We start from the raw sequence: 16,454 nt of genomic DNA, 5'->3' as shown, positions 1-16,454 counted from the left end.
CTACGCGACGGTGTTTCTCACATCGGGCTATTGGGCTTTGCTACTCATTGTGCTCATACAAGCGACGGCCCCCGATCCGGTCGGATCGGGGGCCGTTCGCTTGTCATGTGTTCGCTCACCCACACGACTGGGGAGGTCCCCAGCCGGCAGGCTCAGCGATTAGCGAGCAGGTGGTGCGTAGATGAGTCCGCCCGCAGTCCAGCGCGCGTTCGCCGAACCGTCACGGCTCAGGCCGACCGGGCCGAGGTTGCGGGTGTAGATCTCGTCGTAGTTCCCGACCTGGCTGATCACGTTGTAGAACGCGTCGGCCGTCAGACCCATCTTGGTCTGCAGCTCACCCTCGCCGCCGAGCATGCGGATCGCCTCGGCGTCGAGGCTGCCGCCCGAGAGCATTGAGTCGATGTTCTCCGACGTGATGCCCTTCTCATCAGCGATGATCGTGGCGTACACGGTCCAGTTGACGACGTCGCCGAAGGTCGACTGGTTCTGCGGGTAGACCGGACCCAGCGGCTCCTTCGAGATCGGCGTCGGCGGGAAGATCACCCACTCCTGATCGCCTTCCTGCTTGACCTTGCGGCCGACGAGGGCGGAACCGTCAGTGGTGATCGCATCGCATGCGCCTTGGATGAAGCTCTCGGTGACGATGTCGAAGTCCTCGAACGTCGACAGCGTGATCTCGATGCCGGCTGCGTTAGCCGCGTCAGCGATGTTCTTCTCGGTGGTGGTGCCGGCGTTGGTGCACACCGTGGCACCATCCAGATCGGCCACCGACGACGAGCCTGAGAAGTTGTCGCTCACGCGGGCCATGATCTGCTGGCCGTCGTAGTAGGTGGTCGGTCCGAAGTCGAGCACGAGGTCGGTGTCCCGGCTCTGGGTCCAGGTGGTGTTACGCACCAGCAGGTCGATGTCGCCGGTCTCCAGCGCGGTGAACCGCTCGGCCGCGGTCAGCGGCACGAAGTTCACAGCGCCGGCATCACCCAGGATCGCTGCTGCTACTGCACGGCAGTAGTCGGCGTCGAAGCCGGTCGTGCTGCCGTCGGGCTGCGTTTCGGAGAAGGCAACTGCCGAACCGCTGACGCCGCAGTTGAGCGAGCCGCGATCCTGGACAGTCGCCAGCAAGTCGCCTGTGTCCTGTACCAGGGCGACTTCAGTTTCAGGCTCTGCCGCCTCGGTCGTGGCAGCTGGCTCGTCGCCATCGACATCCTGGTCGTCGCCATCGCCCGAGCCGCACGCAGCGGCCATCAAGGCGAGCGCAACAAGCACGCCGCCGAGTCGCAGTGCAGACCGCCGGGAAATCGGCGCGATACGTCTATTCATTGAGAACGTTCCCTCCATCGGTAGTACAGAACGCGGGTGCGATACGCGCTATTACGCGCTCCACTACACCCGACGGTCCGCGAGACTACCCGCCTCCAATTGCGGCCCGACACCGTTTACTTACGAAGAAATATGAGACAAATTATGAAGAAACGTGAGATAGAAACATGACTTCGTCCTCGGAGCATTCGGTTTTGGAAGGTTCGCAGAGGGCTTGGACAGCTCCCAAGCGGGCGTCTCAAGTGGTGGCGGAGCATCGAGGGGGCACACTTGGCCGATGGCCCAGTCAGCCGACCACACCCTTGCCGCGAGTGTGGCCACCGAGACCGGGACCCTGCTGGTGGAGATCCGCGAGCGGCTCTTCTCATCGGGAGCCGGAACCTGGGAGGTCCGCGACACCGGCGACAACGAGGCCCACCGGCTCATCGTGAACCGCTTGTCCCAAGCGCGGCCGGGTGATGCGATCCTGTCCGAAGAAGGACACGACGACCTGGCGCGACTTACCGCAGATCGAGTCTGGATCGTGGACCCGCTGGATGGAACCCGCGAGTTCTCCGAACCGGGCCGCACTGACTGGGCTGTTCATATCGCCTTGGTCGAGAACGGCGTGCCGACCGCAGCCGCGGTGGCACTGCCCGCTGTCGGCCAGACGCTGTGCACTGAACCGGAGCCGCAGTTGCCGGAGCCCCACAACGGCCGCCCGCGCATGGTCGTCAGCAGATCGCGCCCGCCGGCGGCAGCAATCATCGTTGCCCAAGCGCTCGACGCCGAATTGATGACGCTCGGCTCGGCGGGCGCTAAAGCCATGGCAGTCGTGCTTGGCATGGCCGATATCTATGCCCATTCGGGTGGACAGTTCGAGTGGGACAACTGCGCCCCGGTTGGGGTGGCGCGAGCAGCCGGCCTGCACGCCAGCCGGTGCGACGGTTCGGAGCTGGCGTACAACTTCGCCGACCCTTGGCTGCCGGATCTGCTCATCTGCCGCCCCGAGTACGCAACAGACGCCCTCGAGGCGTTGAGAAAGGTGATCGAAGGCGAAGCCTGAGATCGCCGGCTGGCCCGCAGCCAAAGGAGGGATCCGTGGAACTGAAGGCAACGAAGTACGCCATCGACGGTCCCGTCGCGACGTTGACGCTGTCACGACCGAACCGCCGAAACGCGTGGACCGGGCGGATGCACACCGAGTTGCGCTGGGTGCTGGAACAAGCGGAACAAGACACGCAGGTCCGGGTCATCGTGATCACCGGCGAGGGTCGCGACTTCTGCGTGGGCGCCGACAGCCAGGCGTTGGAAGGTCATGGCGCAAAAGGGCGGCTACGACCCGGGCACGGCCCCTGACCTGGCAATGCCGGGCTATGGCGTGGCGCCGCAGTTCGACCAGAACTTTGCGTTCATGATGGCGCTGGAGACCGTGACCATCGCAGCCGTGAACGGCGCTGCGGCGGGCGCCGGGCTCGTGCTGGCCTGCTATTGCGACCTGCGCTTCGCTGCCGCGGACGCCAAACTGACCACCGCGCATGGCCCGCTCGGACTGCCCGCCGAGTACGGCCTGTCATGGGTGCTGCCCCGCCTGGTAGGCGTCACGCGATCCAACGACCTGCTGCTGTCGAGCCGCAAGTTCCTGGCATCGCAGACCGAAGGCTGGGGTCTGTTCAACGAGATTCTCGAGGGCCCCCAGCTCATGGACCACGTCTACGCGTACGCGCACGACATGGCGGCTCGGGTAGCGCCCAGCTCACTCGCCACGACGAAGCGGCAGATCTATCTGGACCAACACCGGGACGTGGGCACCGCCGTCTCGGAGTCGGATCGACTGCTCGACGAAATGATCCCCAGCCCCGACTACCTCGAGGGTGTCCAAGCACTCACCGAGCGACGCTTGCCCGACTGGCCGTCCCGCTGAAGGCTCTCGCCCTGCGTCACGCCTCGAGCACAGTGACGCCCTGAGTCACACCTCCAGCACAGTGATCATGCCGGTGTCGCCGTTCACTTCGACGAGCGCGCCATCGGGGATGCGTCCCGTCGCTCCGGTCGCGGAGATGACGCACGGCAGACCCAGCTCGCGGCTCACGATGACCGAATGGCTGAGCGCCGCGCCGACGTCCACGACGACCGCGCTCGCGCTCACGAACAGCGGAGTCCACGACGGGTCGGTGAGCGGCGCCACGAGCACATCGCCGGATCCCAGCGCCGTCGGGTCGCTGCTGTCGAGCACCACGCGAGCCCGGCCCCGGGCGATGCCTGGGCAGCCGGGCAGCCCTGCCAGCACCTCCCCCGCTGCGAGCTGGGGAAATTCGTTCGCACCCCGGAGCGGCCACTGCGACATCGGCGGCGGGTCACCGACGATGACGAAGGGCTCCTGTCGTGCATTTGCGTCATCCCAGACCGCTTGGCGCTGGGCGATGACGTCGGACCAATCGGCCGGGTCGTCGATCATCTCGTGCATCTCGCCGAAGCGGAGCATGGCGAAGTCGGTTTCAGACGCAAAGAGCCCGCGCTCAACCAACCTCCGTCCCATCACACGCGAACCGATGCGCGTCTCGTTGACGTAGCGCACGCAGTTGGTCTTGGTGCGCTCACGCCCGGGCAGGTACACCGCAGCAGCTCCCCGAGCCAGGTCGAACTGCATCTGGGTGTCCGGGTCGCCGGCGAGTAACGCTGAGATCTCTGCGCCCAGAGTTTCGCGCTGTGCCGCGAGCTCGGCGCGGCGTCGTCCGGGGTCTACGTCCGCTGGAGCGAGACGCATGCGGTCGATCGCTGCGAGTGCGATGTCGGGATCGGTCTCCCACGATGGGCAGCTGATCTCCCACTCGTTGGGACCTCGCGAGCCGAAGTCGTACAGGAACTGTGCGAAGGCCTCGCTGAATGCTGCTGCGTCGCCGCCGGCATCTTCGGCCGCTGCCGCGCTGAGGCGCTCGGCCAATCCGGCTGGGCCGCTGTCGAACAACTCGCCGAGCGTGGTCGACGCTGCGACCTGCCGGCCGAGCTGCCACATCGCATCCGACGGCGCTGCTGAGGCCACGTCGCCGTACCCGGCCACCAGCTTGAGCGTGTCTTCGGGGCGACCCAGTGCAATGCACACCTGCTCGAGCGCGCCCAGCGGCACAGCTGCGAGGAACGACACCTTCAGGTGGCGCGCGAACAGCTCACGGAACCCGGCGCCGTCCACGTAGCCCGACTCGAGGAAGTGCATCATCCAGTCAGCGATCTCGTGGTTGCCCATCTGCGCGAAGTCAGGCCTTTGCGCGCGGATCTCGGCAATGTTTCGTTCGTCCTCGTGAATCTCCGGCAGCGCTGGTGCTGCGAACAGGAACAGGAACGTCTCGCCGATGCGCTGTTCGGCTTCGGGGCTGGGATCGTCAGGGTGCGACTCGTAGGGCGGAATCCCGGGCTGTTCGCCAAAAAAGTTCCGATCGACGGTCTCCACGTCGATGCCGGGAGCTCGGGCGCCGAAGACGCGCCCGACGGCTGCGTTCAGGTACGTGTAGCCGCCGAACACGCCGAGGAATACGCATTCGTCAGGGTCGAACTCGTCGTAGGTGAACGCACCGATCTGCACGTAGGCGTCCCGGAACGCCAGCTCGGACATGCGGATGCCCTCGTCGTTCTGGAAGGCGAAGTCGAAGGTGCTCATCTTCACCGGGTCGGGAAAGACCTCGCCGACGTTCGCTCGTGTCCAGATCGGGAACCGGTCTGACGGCTTGGTACCGACGAAGTAAGCGCCGCTCGCATCTGTCTGCCCTGACATTTCGCCTCCCTCGCGCGCCTTCGGTGGGCGCGCAATGCACCGCACAGCCTCGCGCGGCGTCGCGGCGGTAGGTACCACGTCGATCGAAGGGACGCGGCGTGGCCGGAAACGAAGCGGGCCGGGCAGCCGCTTCCCCCTCATGGCGGCTGCCCGGCCAGGCCGTGATGTGATGCTAGGCCGAAAGGGACGACTTCGAACCATGTTCGCCGCGGCACGCTCGCAGCCAGGGGCGCGACGCCAGCAAGTCGACCGGCTGGCGCGCCTACCCTTGCCATTCCAGACCGGGACTTACCCCGCTCGCCCGAAGCCCGCGCAGCACGTGGGCCAATCACCACAGGAGAAGTGGCCGATGCCGGTGACCATCGAGCACTACCGGGATCTCGGCGAATTCGACTACGGCGCCTGTGATCAGGTAACCCCGCTGATCCGCCGCGTCATCTGCAAGAACCCAACGCCGTTCACCTATCGCGGCACCGGCACGTACATCGTCGGCCGCGGCGAGGTGGCGGTCATCGACGCCGGTCCGCCGCTGGCAAGCCACCTCGACGACATCCTGGGGGCACTTGAGTCTGGCGAGACGGTGGGCGCTTCGCTGGTGACGCACACCCACAGCGATCACTCGCCCCTCACTCGCGATCTGGTCGCCGCTACTGGGGCGCTGAGCTATGGCTACGGACCGCACGCGAGCGTGTGGAAGCTCGATCCCGACGACCGCGTCGACTTCTCCGACTACATCAGCGCCGAGGAACAGGAGAAGTACCAGGCCGAGTTCGACGAGCTGCCCGACGAACTCAAGCGGGAAGGTGCCGACACCGACTTCGTGCCCGATGTGGCCCTGGTCGATGGCGACATCGTTGCCGGCGACGGCTGGACGCTGCGCGCCGTGCACACGCCTGGACATTGCTCGAACCACCTGTGCTACGAGCTGCTGGAGGAAAACTCACTGTTCTCAGGCGACCACGTGATGGGTTGGGCGACGAGCGTGGTGGGGCCACCCGACGGATCGATGCAGGACTACCTGGACTCGCTAGCGAAGCTGCTCGAGTTCGACCACACCCAGTACTGGCCCACCCACGGTCCGCCCATCGGGGAGCCGACCGCATACGTGCGCTCGTTCATCGCCCACCGCAGCGACCGGGAACGCCAGATCATCGAATACCTCCGTCAGGGCCCGTGCCGTATCGCGGACTTCGTGCCGAAGATGTACGAGGCCTACGACAAGCGGCTGTGGTATCCCGCCGCAAGCTCGGTGTATGCGCACATGCTCCATCTCACCGAGAGCGGTCGAGCGCGTGTGCTCGATGACGGCGGTGAGCCGAAGCTCACGTCGGTCTACGAGCTGACTGCAGCCGCCTAGAGAATGCGCGGATTGCTCAACCTTCCCGCTGCGGCACCTGTCGTTTCCCGCTCTTGTTCGCTACGCTCACGGGCCGCTCGGGCCACGGCTTCGCCTGCCGGCTCAGCCTCTTAGTTCGTTGCGGCTGGTCATCGCACGCTGCACGGTCGACTACTCGGGCCGGCTCGACGCGCACCTGCCCTCCGCCGTGCGACTGATCATGGTGAAGGCCGACGGCTGCGTGGCAATTCATGCCGACGGGGGCGCCTACAAGCCGCTCAACTGGATGAACGCGCCCAACCGGCTCGTCTGCGAGCCCGATCTGTGGCGTGTCACGAACGATCGGGGCGAGCGCCTCGAAATCCACCTCGCCGAGGTGTTCAGCGACACCACACATGAAATGGGCATCGATCCTGGCCTCGAGCGGGACGGCGTCGAAGCCCACCTGCAGGAGCTGGTGGCCGCGCATCCCGAGACTCTGGCCGAAGGCACGGTGCTGGTGCGCCGCGAGTACCCAACCGACATCGGTCCGGTGGACCTGCTGTGTCGCAGTGCGGACGGCGGCACCGTGGCTGTCGAGATCAAGCGCCGGGGCGAGATTGACGGCGTGGAGCAACTGTGCCGGTACCTCGAGTACCTGAACCGGGATGCTCGCTTGGCGCCCGTGAACGGCGTCTTCGCCGCACAGGAGATCAAGCCCCAGGCTCGAGTGCTCGCGGCCGACCGGGGCATCCGCTGTGTCGTGCTCGACTATGACGAGCTTCGCGGCATCACCAGCGACGCTCTCAAGCTGTTCTAGTTGTGCCGCACCAGGGGCGGTGACGCGTCCCTCAGGCGTAGGTGCACAGACCGTTGTCGATGACGACGCGCTCGGAGTCGGTGCCGCGCCTCGAGATCGTGCGATAGATCGCGCGGCCCTCGCCGTCGTCCCACACCTGAATGGTCAACTCGTCACCCGGGAATACCGGCGCAGAGAACCGGGAATCCATTGAACGGAAGCGGGCCGGGTCACCGTCGCACAGGGTGTGCAACAACGCTCGACCGGTGAAGCCGTAGGTGCACAGTCCGTGCAGGATCGGCTTGGGAAAGCCGGCGAGCTCGGTGGCGAACCAGGGGTCGCTGTGCAGCGGGTTGTAGTCGCCGCTGAGTCGATAGGTGAGCGCCTGATCGGAGCGCGTCTGGTAGACGATCTCAAAGTCGGCGTCGCGATCGGGTGCGCTGACCAACGGCGCCGTGCTGCCCGGCTCGCCGCCGAAGCCGCCCGAGCCGCGGATCACCACCGAAGAGCGCAACTCGAAGATGACGTCGCCGGTGTCAGGGTTGACCGCACTGGCCTCGGTCTCGATGATCGCGTTGCGGCCCTCGCCCTTGTCCCACATCCCGGCGATGCGATCGGTGATCTCGACCGATCCCTCGGTCGGGATTGGCTGGTGCACGCTGATCCCCTGACTGCCGTGCAGCAACTTGCCCCAATCGAGGTCACCAGCGTTGGCCATGGCGCCGCCAGCGCCGAAGCCGATGACGACGCCCTGAGTCGGGAACGCCTTGTGAGTGATGTCCTTGGAGTTGTGGGTGGTGAATTCCAGCTCGGATCCGAAGGGATCCTGCGCGCCTGCACCGATGCCGACGGCGTAGAGCAGCGAGTCGCGGAAGGTCCACGACCGCTTGGTCGGCGTACCGGTGGCGCCGACTGCATCCGGATTGAGTCCCATGTTCGATGTCCTTTCCGAAGAGTTCGAGATGAGTTTCTTGGTTAGCTGCGTCTGCGGGAGCCGCTGGCTCAGTCGGCCACGCCGCCGTCGGCAGGCGCCCCGTTCATGCCGCTGTTGAGGCGAGCATCGCGCACCAGCTGCCGGGCTGCGTCGCCGATCTGAGCCGGGTCGTCGATGGCATCGACGGTCGGACCCCGCTCCCAGCCTTCGGCGACCGCCAGCATCCGGCCGGAAGCCTCAAAGACTCGACCCGTGACACCGGCTGCTTCGGCTGAGCACAGCCAGGTCACGATCGGTGCGATGTAGCGCGGGTGCATCATCGCCTGGTCCTCCTCGGAGGCTTCGCCCATGTCCAAGTCTTCGGTCATGCGCGTGAGCGCACCCGGTGCCACAGCGTTGACCCGAACGCCGTAACGCGCCAATTCACGCGCAGCAATGATCGTGAACGCCGCGATGCCCATCTTGGCGGCGCCGTAGTTGGTCTGGCCCGGATTGCCGTAGAGGCCCGAGACCGATGTCGTATTCACGATCGACGCGTTGACCTGCTCGCCTGCCTTCGACTTCTCTCGCCAGTAGGAACTGGCCCAGCGTGCAGGTGCGAATGTGCCTTTGAGGTGAACCTTGATCACCGCATCCCACTCGGCCTCGGTCATGTTCACCAGCATGCGGTCACGCAAGATGCCGGCGTTGTTCACCACGCCGTGCAGGTCGCCGAATGTCTCGATGGCCTGGTTCACGAGCCGCTGAGAGCCTTCCCAGTCCGATACATCGTCGCCGTTGGCGACAGCCTCTCCACCCATCGCCTCGATCTCGGCGACCACTTCATCGGCGGGGCTCATGTCGGCACCGGTGCCGTCTCGGGCACCGCCGAGGTCGTTGCAAACCACCCTTGCCCCATGCTCGGCAAGCATGAGGCAGTGCTCCCGCCCGATGCCCCGGGCACCCCCGGTCACGATGACGACCCGACCTTCGCACAGCTTGCTCATGACGTTGTGAGTTCCTTCCCTGAGTGTGGCTGCAGACGCAAACGGCACCGTTGCGCAGCCGTCCCTGCAGTGCCAGCGGCTCGGAGTATCGCACGCCCGCCGTGCATTCCGCAGAGTTGGAATGCTGCAGGCGGCGACTGTCGACACGCCGCGGGCAGTGTTCGAGCTTGACGCTTGGCAGCGGCAGTTGACACGTACGCTCATCGGTCGTGCACTGGCCGACGTGGGCCCCCCGCTGGTCGATTATCACTGCGGCCGCAATCCTGGTTGCGTCGATCCTTGGAACGGCCGTGCTTGCCGTCAGTAACTCGGCGGATGCGCCCGATCCGACTGCCTCCGTCGCAACTGATGCACCTACCGCAACCGCCGCCGTGGTGGTGGCTCCGACGACGGCCGCAGGCACGCCATCGGAGGTGAGCTCCGATGCGCTGCGACTTCGCATTGCCATGCTCGCAACCGAGTTGGCCGCCACACCGGTCGTGGTGCGCACCGACACCGGCGAGGTGGCCCTGACGGTGGCCGACCTCGGCATCACGCTGGAGATCGACGCCACCTACGACGCAGTCCGGGAACTGCGAACCGGTTCGGTTGACGTCGCCGGATCGGCAGAAGAGCCGTGGACCGCGATGTCCACTGACCCGCAGTTCAGCGAGCGCCGCTTCCGCGTCGACCGGTCAAAGGCACGATCCACGCTGGCCAACGCCACCGATCTTGGCGTGACCGCCACTCCCCCAGCTGTCACCGTCGTCAACAATACGCTGGCCGTCGACCTCGGCCAGCCCGGTCAGGTCGTGGATGCGGATGCAATCGTCGACCAGGTCCTCGAGGGCATAGCCCGCTCGTTCAGCCGGATCGAGATCGCTGCCGAGCTGACACAGAGCGAACCGCTCGCCCATACACCTGAGCTGCAGCAGGCCGTCAACGCCGCCCATGAGAACTACGGACGCAGTCTCGTCGTGGCGTACGGCGAGGTGACCCACGAGTTCACCATCGAGACGGTCGCCGGCTGGCTCAATCTGGACCCGAACGCGGCGCCACCGGTGATCACCTTCGACGACACTGCGGTCGGGCCGTACCTCGAAGAGGCGTTCGCCGCAACCTCGGCACCCTTCACTGCTGCCGCCATGACCGTCGTCGACGGCGTGCCGACGGTGGTGGCGAGTGATGGCAGCGTCGCCTGCTGTGCCGACGAAGTGGGACCCCTGATCGAACAAGCGCTCATCGCACCCGTCGAGGACCCGCTCGTGCTGCCATCGCGCCCTGCGGTGAGCCGCGAGGAGCAGGCATACCTAGAATCCCTCGGCATCGTCGAGTTGGTCGCCACGTTCACCACGAGGCATGCCTGCTGCCAGTCACGTGTCGACAACATCCACCGCTTCGCCGAGTTGATGCGCGCCGTGGTGGTCGAACCCGGCCAGAGCCTGTCGCTCAACGGTCACGTCGGCAGACGAACCACCGAAAAGGGCTTCGTGGAGGGCGGCTTCATCGACAAGGGCGTTCTCGTCGACGACATCGGCGGCGGGGTGTCGCAGTTCGCCACCACGATCTTCAACTCCCTGATCCTGGCGGGCATGGGCATCGACGAGTACCAGACGCACTCGCTGTACCTCAGCCGCTACCCGTTCGGGTTGGACCCCACGATCTCGTACCCGAAGCCCGATCTGAAGTTCACCAATCCCACCCCGTACGGCGTGCTGGTGTGGCCGACCTACACCGACACTTCCATCACCATCGAGCTCTATTCCACCCGCAACGTCCAGGTGAAGATCGGCGAGCCCGAAGAGGACATGCAGGACTTCTGCCGCCGGGTCCGCACGGATCGAACGCGAGTGTTCTCAGACGGCACCATAAAGAAGGACACCTTCAATGCTCGCTACCGGCCCGAGGAAGGCCGCGACTGCGACGGCACACGTTCGGTTCCGCGCCAGTGCGTGGACCCGCTGCTGGTGCCCCCCGGGTCCCCCGAAGGCGCAGAGACGCCGGACGGCGCTGAGGGGGCGCCCGGCGATAGCGAGCTCGAAATGGTCGATGACGGCAGCGAGCGCGCTGATGGATCCATCGTGGAGTGCCCGTCGGTCGAGTGCGAAGAACGGCCCGGAGAACGCGACTCAGAACTGCCGCGCTATCCCGACGATCCCTGCCTCGGCGTCGATCTGAGCACGCTGGTCCCACCCGACGAGTCGGGCGACGTCGGCGAGGGCACCGACGGCGAGGACGACCAGACCCAGCCCGGCGACGGCACCGACGGCGAGGACGACCAGACCCAGCCCGGCGACGGCACCGACGGCGAGGACGAGCCCGGCGAGGACGAGCCCGGCGAGGACGAGCCCGGCGAGGACCCGGTGGATACGAGCGAACCAGACAACCCAGACAACCCCGATGGCTCTGTCAACGAGCAGGCCAGCAACAACGGCGGGAACACAGAAACCGGCGAGCTCGAGGAGTCCTGAATCGATGTCGGTCGTAGATGTCTTGGTCGTGGGCGCCGGCCCGGCTGGCGCATCCGCTGCCGTGTGGGCCCGGCGCGCAGGCCTCGAGGTGGTGCTCGTCGACCGCGCAGCGCCAGGACGTGACAAGTGCTGCGGGGACGGCCTCACCGCGCTCGCACTGCGTGAACTCGAATGTCTCGGCCTGCGGCCTGAACGGCTGGACTCGTGGATGGGTGTAGATGCCGCTTGCGTGCGTACGCCTCGCGGGCGTGTCATTCGCCTGCCGTTGCCTGCCGGGCGCGGACAGTTCGCCGCCCTGTGCCGCCGCACCGAACTCGATGCCGCGCTCGTCGAGCTCGCTGCAGCAGCAGGAGCCGATGTCCGCCTCGGCATCGCATTCGATGGCTTCGAGGACTCCGGCGAGCGAGCGAACACGGCCTCGATCCGGCTCAGCGACGGCAGTCGCACACAGGCCCGGTTCGTCGTAGCCGCGGATGGCGTCTATTCGAGTGTTCGCAAAGCGCTCGGCATCGGCCCGCTCCGCTACCGGGGCGACTGGCATGCGTTCCGGGGCTACCTGACCGCAAGCGGCGATGCGGCTCGCGACATGTGGGTGTGGTTCGAGCCCGACCTGCTGCCGGGTTACGCCTGGTCGTTCCCACTCGGCGACGGACGCGTCAATGTCGGCTTCGGTGTGCCGCGCAGCTCCGGCAGCCCGAACTCTTCCAACGGCACGGGCACACTCGCCGGCAGTGAGATCGCAGCTGTCTGGGCGAGCCTCACCGAGCGTCGTCACATTGCGGGCGTGCTCGGGAACCACGAGGCCGACGGGCCGACAAGAGCGTGGCCGATTCCTGCGCGACTGGGAGATCTGGAGCTGGCGCGAGGGCGCACGTTGCTGTGCGGCGATGCTGCGGCGGCCGCCGACCCGCTGACAGGTGAAGGCATTGGCCAAGCCATTCAGATGGGACGGATGGCGGCGGCGGCGATCGCTCGCGGCGGACCCCCACACAGCGTGACCGCTCGCTATGTGCGCGACTCGCAGGCCGAGTTCACGCTGGACCACGGGTTGGCGCGCACCCTCAGCCGCGTGCTGGCCCATGAACGGCTGGCCGAGCTGGCATTGGGTGCGGTCGATCTGTCGGGCTGGACTCGCCGGCAGTTTGCACGCTGGATGTTCGAGGACTACCCGCGCGCGGCCGTCGCGACGCCTCGGCGCTGGCACCGGGGCATCGCCAAACCGCAAGGCGCATACGGTCCCAGATCCCAACCGGTTGCGGCCGATGCCATAAGTTCGCCAAGCTAGGCGGGTGACGGACGGCGCAACGCTCGAGCCGGGCTTCGATGATCGGCATTGCAGGTTCACCCGCGAGCAGTGGGCGAAGCTGCGAGATGCCACGCCGTTGTCGCTGACGGAGGCTGAACTCGAGGCACTGGCCGGTCTCGTCGAGCCGGTGACGCTTGACATGGTGAAGGACATCTATCTGCCGCTGTCGCGCCTGATGAATCTGCGGGTTGCGACCAAGCGCCACCTCCGCGCCGCTACCGAGGGCTTCTTCGGAAGGGTGTTGCCGCCGAGGCCCTACCTCATCGGCATCGGCGGCAGCGTGTCTGCGGGCAAGAGCACCACTGCACGCATCCTGCAAGCCGTCCTGGCCTCGTGGCCGGACCATCCCGAAGTGGATCTGGTCACCACGGACGGGTTCCTGTTGCCCAATGCCGAACTGACCGCGCGCGGCATTCTTGGGCGCAAGGGCTTCCCGGAGTCATACCGCCGTGGCGAGATACGGGACTTCCTCCAGCGGATCTCCAGCGGAGAACCCGACGTTGCCGCGCCCGTGTACTCGCACAGCCTGTACGACGTCACCAATGAGGTCCAGCTCATCAACCAGCCAGACATCCTCATCGTCGAGGGTCTGAACGTTCTCCAGACCGGTCCGCCGTCGAACACGCCGTTCGTCTCGGACTTCTTCGACTTCACCATCTACGTTGACGCCGAGGCCGAAGACCTTGAGGAGTGGTACGTCGAGCGCTTTCAGCAGCTGCGCAAGACGGTTTTCCGTGAGCAGTCTGCGTACTTCGCGCAGTTTGCCGAGCTGCCGCCGTCAGCTGCTGACGCCGTCGCTCGCACGATCTGGCGTTCGATCAACCTCGTGAACCTGCGCGAGAACATTCTTCCGACGCGCGCTCGGGCCGACCTGGTGCTGGCGAAGGGCCACGACCACGTCGTCGACCACGTCGAGCTCCGGTATCACTAGACGGCTGCGATCCGGTCCCTCGGTGAGCTCTACTACCCCTGATCAAATGGCTGCGGACCGGATGCCGGGCTGCGCCTTCTGTTCGATTGCGGCTGGCGATATCCCGGCGTTGCGCTTCTACGAGGACGAGCACGCAGTGGCGTTCATGGACCGCCTGCCGATGACCGTCGGTCACTGCCTCGTCATTCCCCGCCGGCACGTCACCGACGTCTGGGATCTCACTGATGACGATGCCGCGCAGGTAATGCGCGCAGTGCGGCGGGTGGCGGACCTGGTGCGCGAGCGGCTGGCGCCCGCGGGCGTGAACCTGCTGAACAACAACGGTGCCGCAGCAGACCAGACGCAGTTTCACTTCCACGTCCACGTCATTCCCCGTTATGGACGCGACCGGCTGCTGCACCCGTGGGAGCGGATCTTCGCACCGGCAGGCGAGATCGAATCGGCCTACCGGATGCTCAGCGCAGCGGACTCGCAGCCCCGGTTGACTGCCACCCCAGAGAATTAGGGCGCATCAACATCGCTGCGAGTCCGCTTCATCACCGCTCGCAACCCCGGGCGACTGCTGCGGAAGGGAACTAGCGTCAGCCTTCATGAACGACCGTTACGCATCCTTTTCCGCGCTCCAGATCACGGGCCCCGACGACGACGGCGTGCTCGAGATCGTGATCGACACGCCGGGTCGTCTGAACTCAGTCGACGCGCCGAAACACTTGGCGCTGGCCGATGTGTGGCGGGAGGTCGACACCGATCCCGACACGAGGGTGGCGGTAATCCGGGGAGCGGGCGGCACATTTTCCGCCGGCGGCGACCTGGACATGATCCAGGAGATCATGGACGATTTCGAGACGCGCCAGAGGGCCCTGCGCGAGGCGAGAGACATCGTCTACAACATGATCAACTGCTCCAAGATCATCGTGTCGGCGATCGAGGGCGTGGCGGTCGGAGCCGGCCTCGCGGCGGCACTCATGGCCGACATCTCCATTGCCGGTCGCAGCGCGCGGATCGTGGACGGGCACACCAAGCTCGGCGTGGCCGCGGGCGACCATGCGGCGATCGTGTGGCCGATTCTGTGCGGAATGGCCAAGTCGAAGTACTACCTGCTGACCTGCGACACCATCACCGGCGAAGAGGCCGATGCCATGGGCCTCGTCAGCAAGGCTGTAGATGACGATGCGGTGGTCGACGAGGCCTTCGCCGTCGCTCGCAAGCTGGCCAAGGGCAGCCAGAGCGCCATTCGTTGGACGAAGTACAGCCTCAACAACTGGATGCGGATGGCGGGACCGATCTTCGACACGTCTGCGGCCCTGGAGATGCTGGGCTTCACGGGGTCCGACGTTCGAGAGGGACACGCCGCAATCGTCGAGAAGCGCCGCCCGAACTTCGCCTGATCGCAGCGCGGCACCGCAGGGACGACAACATGGCACTGCTGGACCCACCCGACAGCGATCACCTGACCGCACACGAGCGGGTTGCCCCGATGGCTGCCCACAACTCAGGTCCGCTTCAAGGGGTGCGCATCATCGACTGCACCCACGCCCTTGCCGGGCCGTGGTCCACGATGATGCTGGCCGACCTGGGCGCCGACGTCATCAAGGTGGAGCCGCCGCGGGGAGAGCTTGCCCGCAAGATGGCACCGTTCACCCGTGAGGACTCCGAGCGGAATTTCGGCGCCGGGTTCGCCAACTACAACCGCAACAAGCGCGGCGTCGCGCTCGATCTCACCGACCACGGCGACCGCGAGAAGTTCCTGCAGCTCGTCGACAGTGCCGACGCGCTGGTCGAGAACATGCGCGCCGGGGTGATGGATGCGCTCGGCGTGGGCTGGGAAGTGCTCCACGAGCGCAACCCGCGGCTCGTGTACGGCGCGATTCGCGGCTTCGGCGACCCGCGATCGGGTGAGAGCCCCTACGTGGACTGGCCCGCGTACGACGTCGTGGCCCAGGCCATGTCAGGCATGGTCTCCGCCACTGGCAGCGGCCCCGATGACCGCCACGTGGTCGGTCCCTACATCGGCGACACCTACCCAGGCACGATCGGCGCCATGGGGGTGCTCGCGGCGCTCTTCCACGCACAGCGGACCGGTGAGGGCCAGTTCGTGGACGTGTCGATGGTGGATGCGGTGATGGCCCTCTGCGAAGTCGGTGTCACCCGCTACAGCGTGATGGGCCAGCCCGACACGCCGCCCAGCGGGAACCGCAATCAGTACATCGTGCCGTTCGATGTCTTCGAGACGACTGATGGCGCAGTTGCCATCGGCGCGCCCACCGACAACCACTGGCGCGAACTGGCGGTCGCCATCGGGCGGCCCGAGTGGGCCTGGGCAGAAGAGACCCGCACGCTGCGCGCGAGGTTCCACCATCGAGAGGAAATCATCAGCGCGCTGACGGAGTGGGCCGCGTCGCACACCAAGGCCGAAGTGCTCGCTGCGATCGGCGGCAAGGTGCCCTGCGGGCCGGTGAATCACCCCGGCGACCTGTTCGAGGACCCCCATGTGGCCGCTCGCGACATGCTGGTGGCGGTCGACCAGCCGGTCGGGCGGCCGATCGTGCAGATCGCCCCGCCGATTCGCATGAGTGCCACGCCGCCCGGCATCTACCGCCGCGCACCAAAGCTCGGCGAACACAACGACGAAGTACTCGGCGATCTCGCCGAGGACCATTGACACAGC

At 66.3% G+C, this 16,454-nt stretch carries 15 protein-coding genes; 11 read left to right on the top strand and 4 right to left on the bottom strand.

The features are described 5' to 3' along the window. Positions 1-159 precede the first annotated feature (159 nt). Positions 160-1,317, bottom strand: a complete 1,158-nt coding sequence (locus ACPXYO_RS11820) for an amino acid ABC transporter substrate-binding protein (protein ID WP_423920615.1) — start codon at positions 1,315-1,317, stop codon at positions 160-162. Between the two features lie 277 nt (positions 1,318-1,594). Between ACPXYO_RS11820 and ACPXYO_RS11815 the strand changes: the two genes are divergently transcribed. The 3 genes from ACPXYO_RS11815 to ACPXYO_RS11805 are packed head-to-tail and all read left to right on the top strand — an operon-like array spanning position 1,595 to position 3,220. Further along, positions 1,595-2,362: a 3'(2'),5'-bisphosphate nucleotidase CysQ gene (locus ACPXYO_RS11815; protein WP_423920613.1), complete on the top strand. Its 768-nt coding sequence runs from the start codon at positions 1,595-1,597 to the stop codon at positions 2,360-2,362. A 35-nt stretch (positions 2,363-2,397) separates the two neighbouring features. Then, positions 2,398-2,655 carry an enoyl-CoA hydratase/isomerase family protein gene (locus ACPXYO_RS11810; RefSeq protein WP_423920610.1) on the top strand — a complete coding sequence of 86 codons (258 nt, stop codon included), beginning with the start codon at positions 2,398-2,400 and terminating at the stop codon, positions 2,653-2,655. Continuing rightward, positions 2,615-3,220, top strand: a complete 606-nt coding sequence (locus ACPXYO_RS11805; protein ID WP_423920607.1) for an enoyl-CoA hydratase-related protein — start codon at positions 2,615-2,617, stop codon at positions 3,218-3,220. The genes ACPXYO_RS11810 and ACPXYO_RS11805 overlap by 41 nt, the downstream gene beginning before the upstream one ends. Positions 3,221-3,265: 45 nt before the next feature. Here ACPXYO_RS11805 and ACPXYO_RS11800 read toward each other — a convergent pair whose 3' ends face one another. Beyond that, positions 3,266-5,065 (bottom strand): PEP-utilizing enzyme, encoded by a 1,800-nt coding sequence (locus tag ACPXYO_RS11800; protein WP_423920604.1) that lies wholly within the window; start codon positions 5,063-5,065, stop codon positions 3,266-3,268. A 349-nt stretch (positions 5,066-5,414) separates the two neighbouring features. Between ACPXYO_RS11800 and ACPXYO_RS11795 the strand changes: the two genes are divergently transcribed. Continuing rightward, positions 5,415-6,422: an MBL fold metallo-hydrolase gene (locus tag ACPXYO_RS11795; RefSeq protein ID WP_423920601.1), complete on the top strand. Its 1,008-nt coding sequence runs from the start codon at positions 5,415-5,417 to the stop codon at positions 6,420-6,422. Between the two features lie 118 nt (positions 6,423-6,540). Continuing rightward, the gene (gene nucS / locus ACPXYO_RS11790; protein ID WP_423920598.1) at positions 6,541-7,200 is read left to right on the top strand and encodes an endonuclease NucS; all 660 of its coding nucleotides are present in this window, start codon (positions 6,541-6,543) and stop codon (positions 7,198-7,200) included. Positions 7,201-7,231: 31 nt separating this feature from the next. Here the strand turns inward: nucS and ACPXYO_RS11785 are convergent, their stop codons facing one another. Both ACPXYO_RS11785 and ACPXYO_RS11780 read right to left on the bottom strand, forming a co-directional pair. Further along, entirely contained in the window at positions 7,232-8,113 is an 882-nt protein-coding gene (locus ACPXYO_RS11785; RefSeq protein WP_423920595.1) for a MaoC/PaaZ C-terminal domain-containing protein, read from the bottom strand. Positions 8,114-8,181: 68 nt separating this feature from the next. Beyond that, a complete protein-coding gene (locus tag ACPXYO_RS11780; protein WP_423920593.1) occupies positions 8,182-9,099 on the bottom strand; it encodes an SDR family oxidoreductase in 918 nt (305 codons plus the stop codon). A gap of 209 nt (positions 9,100-9,308) precedes the next feature. Between ACPXYO_RS11780 and ACPXYO_RS11775 the strand changes: the two genes are divergently transcribed. The 6 genes from ACPXYO_RS11775 (at position 9,309) to ACPXYO_RS11750 (ending at position 16,448) form a co-directional block, all read left to right on the top strand. Continuing rightward, positions 9,309-11,549 carry a VanW family protein gene (locus ACPXYO_RS11775; protein WP_423920590.1) on the top strand — a complete coding sequence of 747 codons (2,241 nt, stop codon included), beginning with the start codon at positions 9,309-9,311 and terminating at the stop codon, positions 11,547-11,549. Positions 11,550-11,553: 4 nt separating this feature from the next. Continuing rightward, positions 11,554-12,834, top strand: coding sequence for an NAD(P)/FAD-dependent oxidoreductase (locus ACPXYO_RS11770; protein WP_423920587.1), 1,281 nt, complete (start codon positions 11,554-11,556; stop codon positions 12,832-12,834). Between the two features lie 4 nt (positions 12,835-12,838). Further along, positions 12,839-13,786, top strand: a complete 948-nt coding sequence (gene coaA / locus ACPXYO_RS11765; RefSeq protein ID WP_423920584.1) for a type I pantothenate kinase — start codon at positions 12,839-12,841, stop codon at positions 13,784-13,786. Positions 13,787-13,832: 46 nt separating this feature from the next. Next, positions 13,833-14,291, top strand: a complete 459-nt coding sequence (locus tag ACPXYO_RS11760) for an HIT family protein (protein ID WP_423920581.1) — start codon at positions 13,833-13,835, stop codon at positions 14,289-14,291. Between the two features lie 85 nt (positions 14,292-14,376). Then, positions 14,377-15,174 (top strand): enoyl-CoA hydratase/isomerase family protein, encoded by a 798-nt coding sequence (locus tag ACPXYO_RS11755; protein WP_423920579.1) that lies wholly within the window; start codon positions 14,377-14,379, stop codon positions 15,172-15,174. A 29-nt stretch (positions 15,175-15,203) separates the two neighbouring features. Then, complete coding sequence (locus ACPXYO_RS11750; protein ID WP_423920576.1) at positions 15,204-16,448, top strand: CaiB/BaiF CoA transferase family protein; 1,245 nt, start codon at positions 15,204-15,206, stop codon at positions 16,446-16,448. Positions 16,449-16,454 lie beyond the last annotated feature (6 nt).

It is taken from the genome of Candidatus Poriferisodalis sp., assembly GCF_965237655.1.
Lineage (GTDB): Bacteria > Actinomycetota > Acidimicrobiia > Acidimicrobiales > Poriferisodalaceae > Poriferisodalis.
This window is presented reverse-complemented; position numbering and strand designations above follow the sequence as displayed.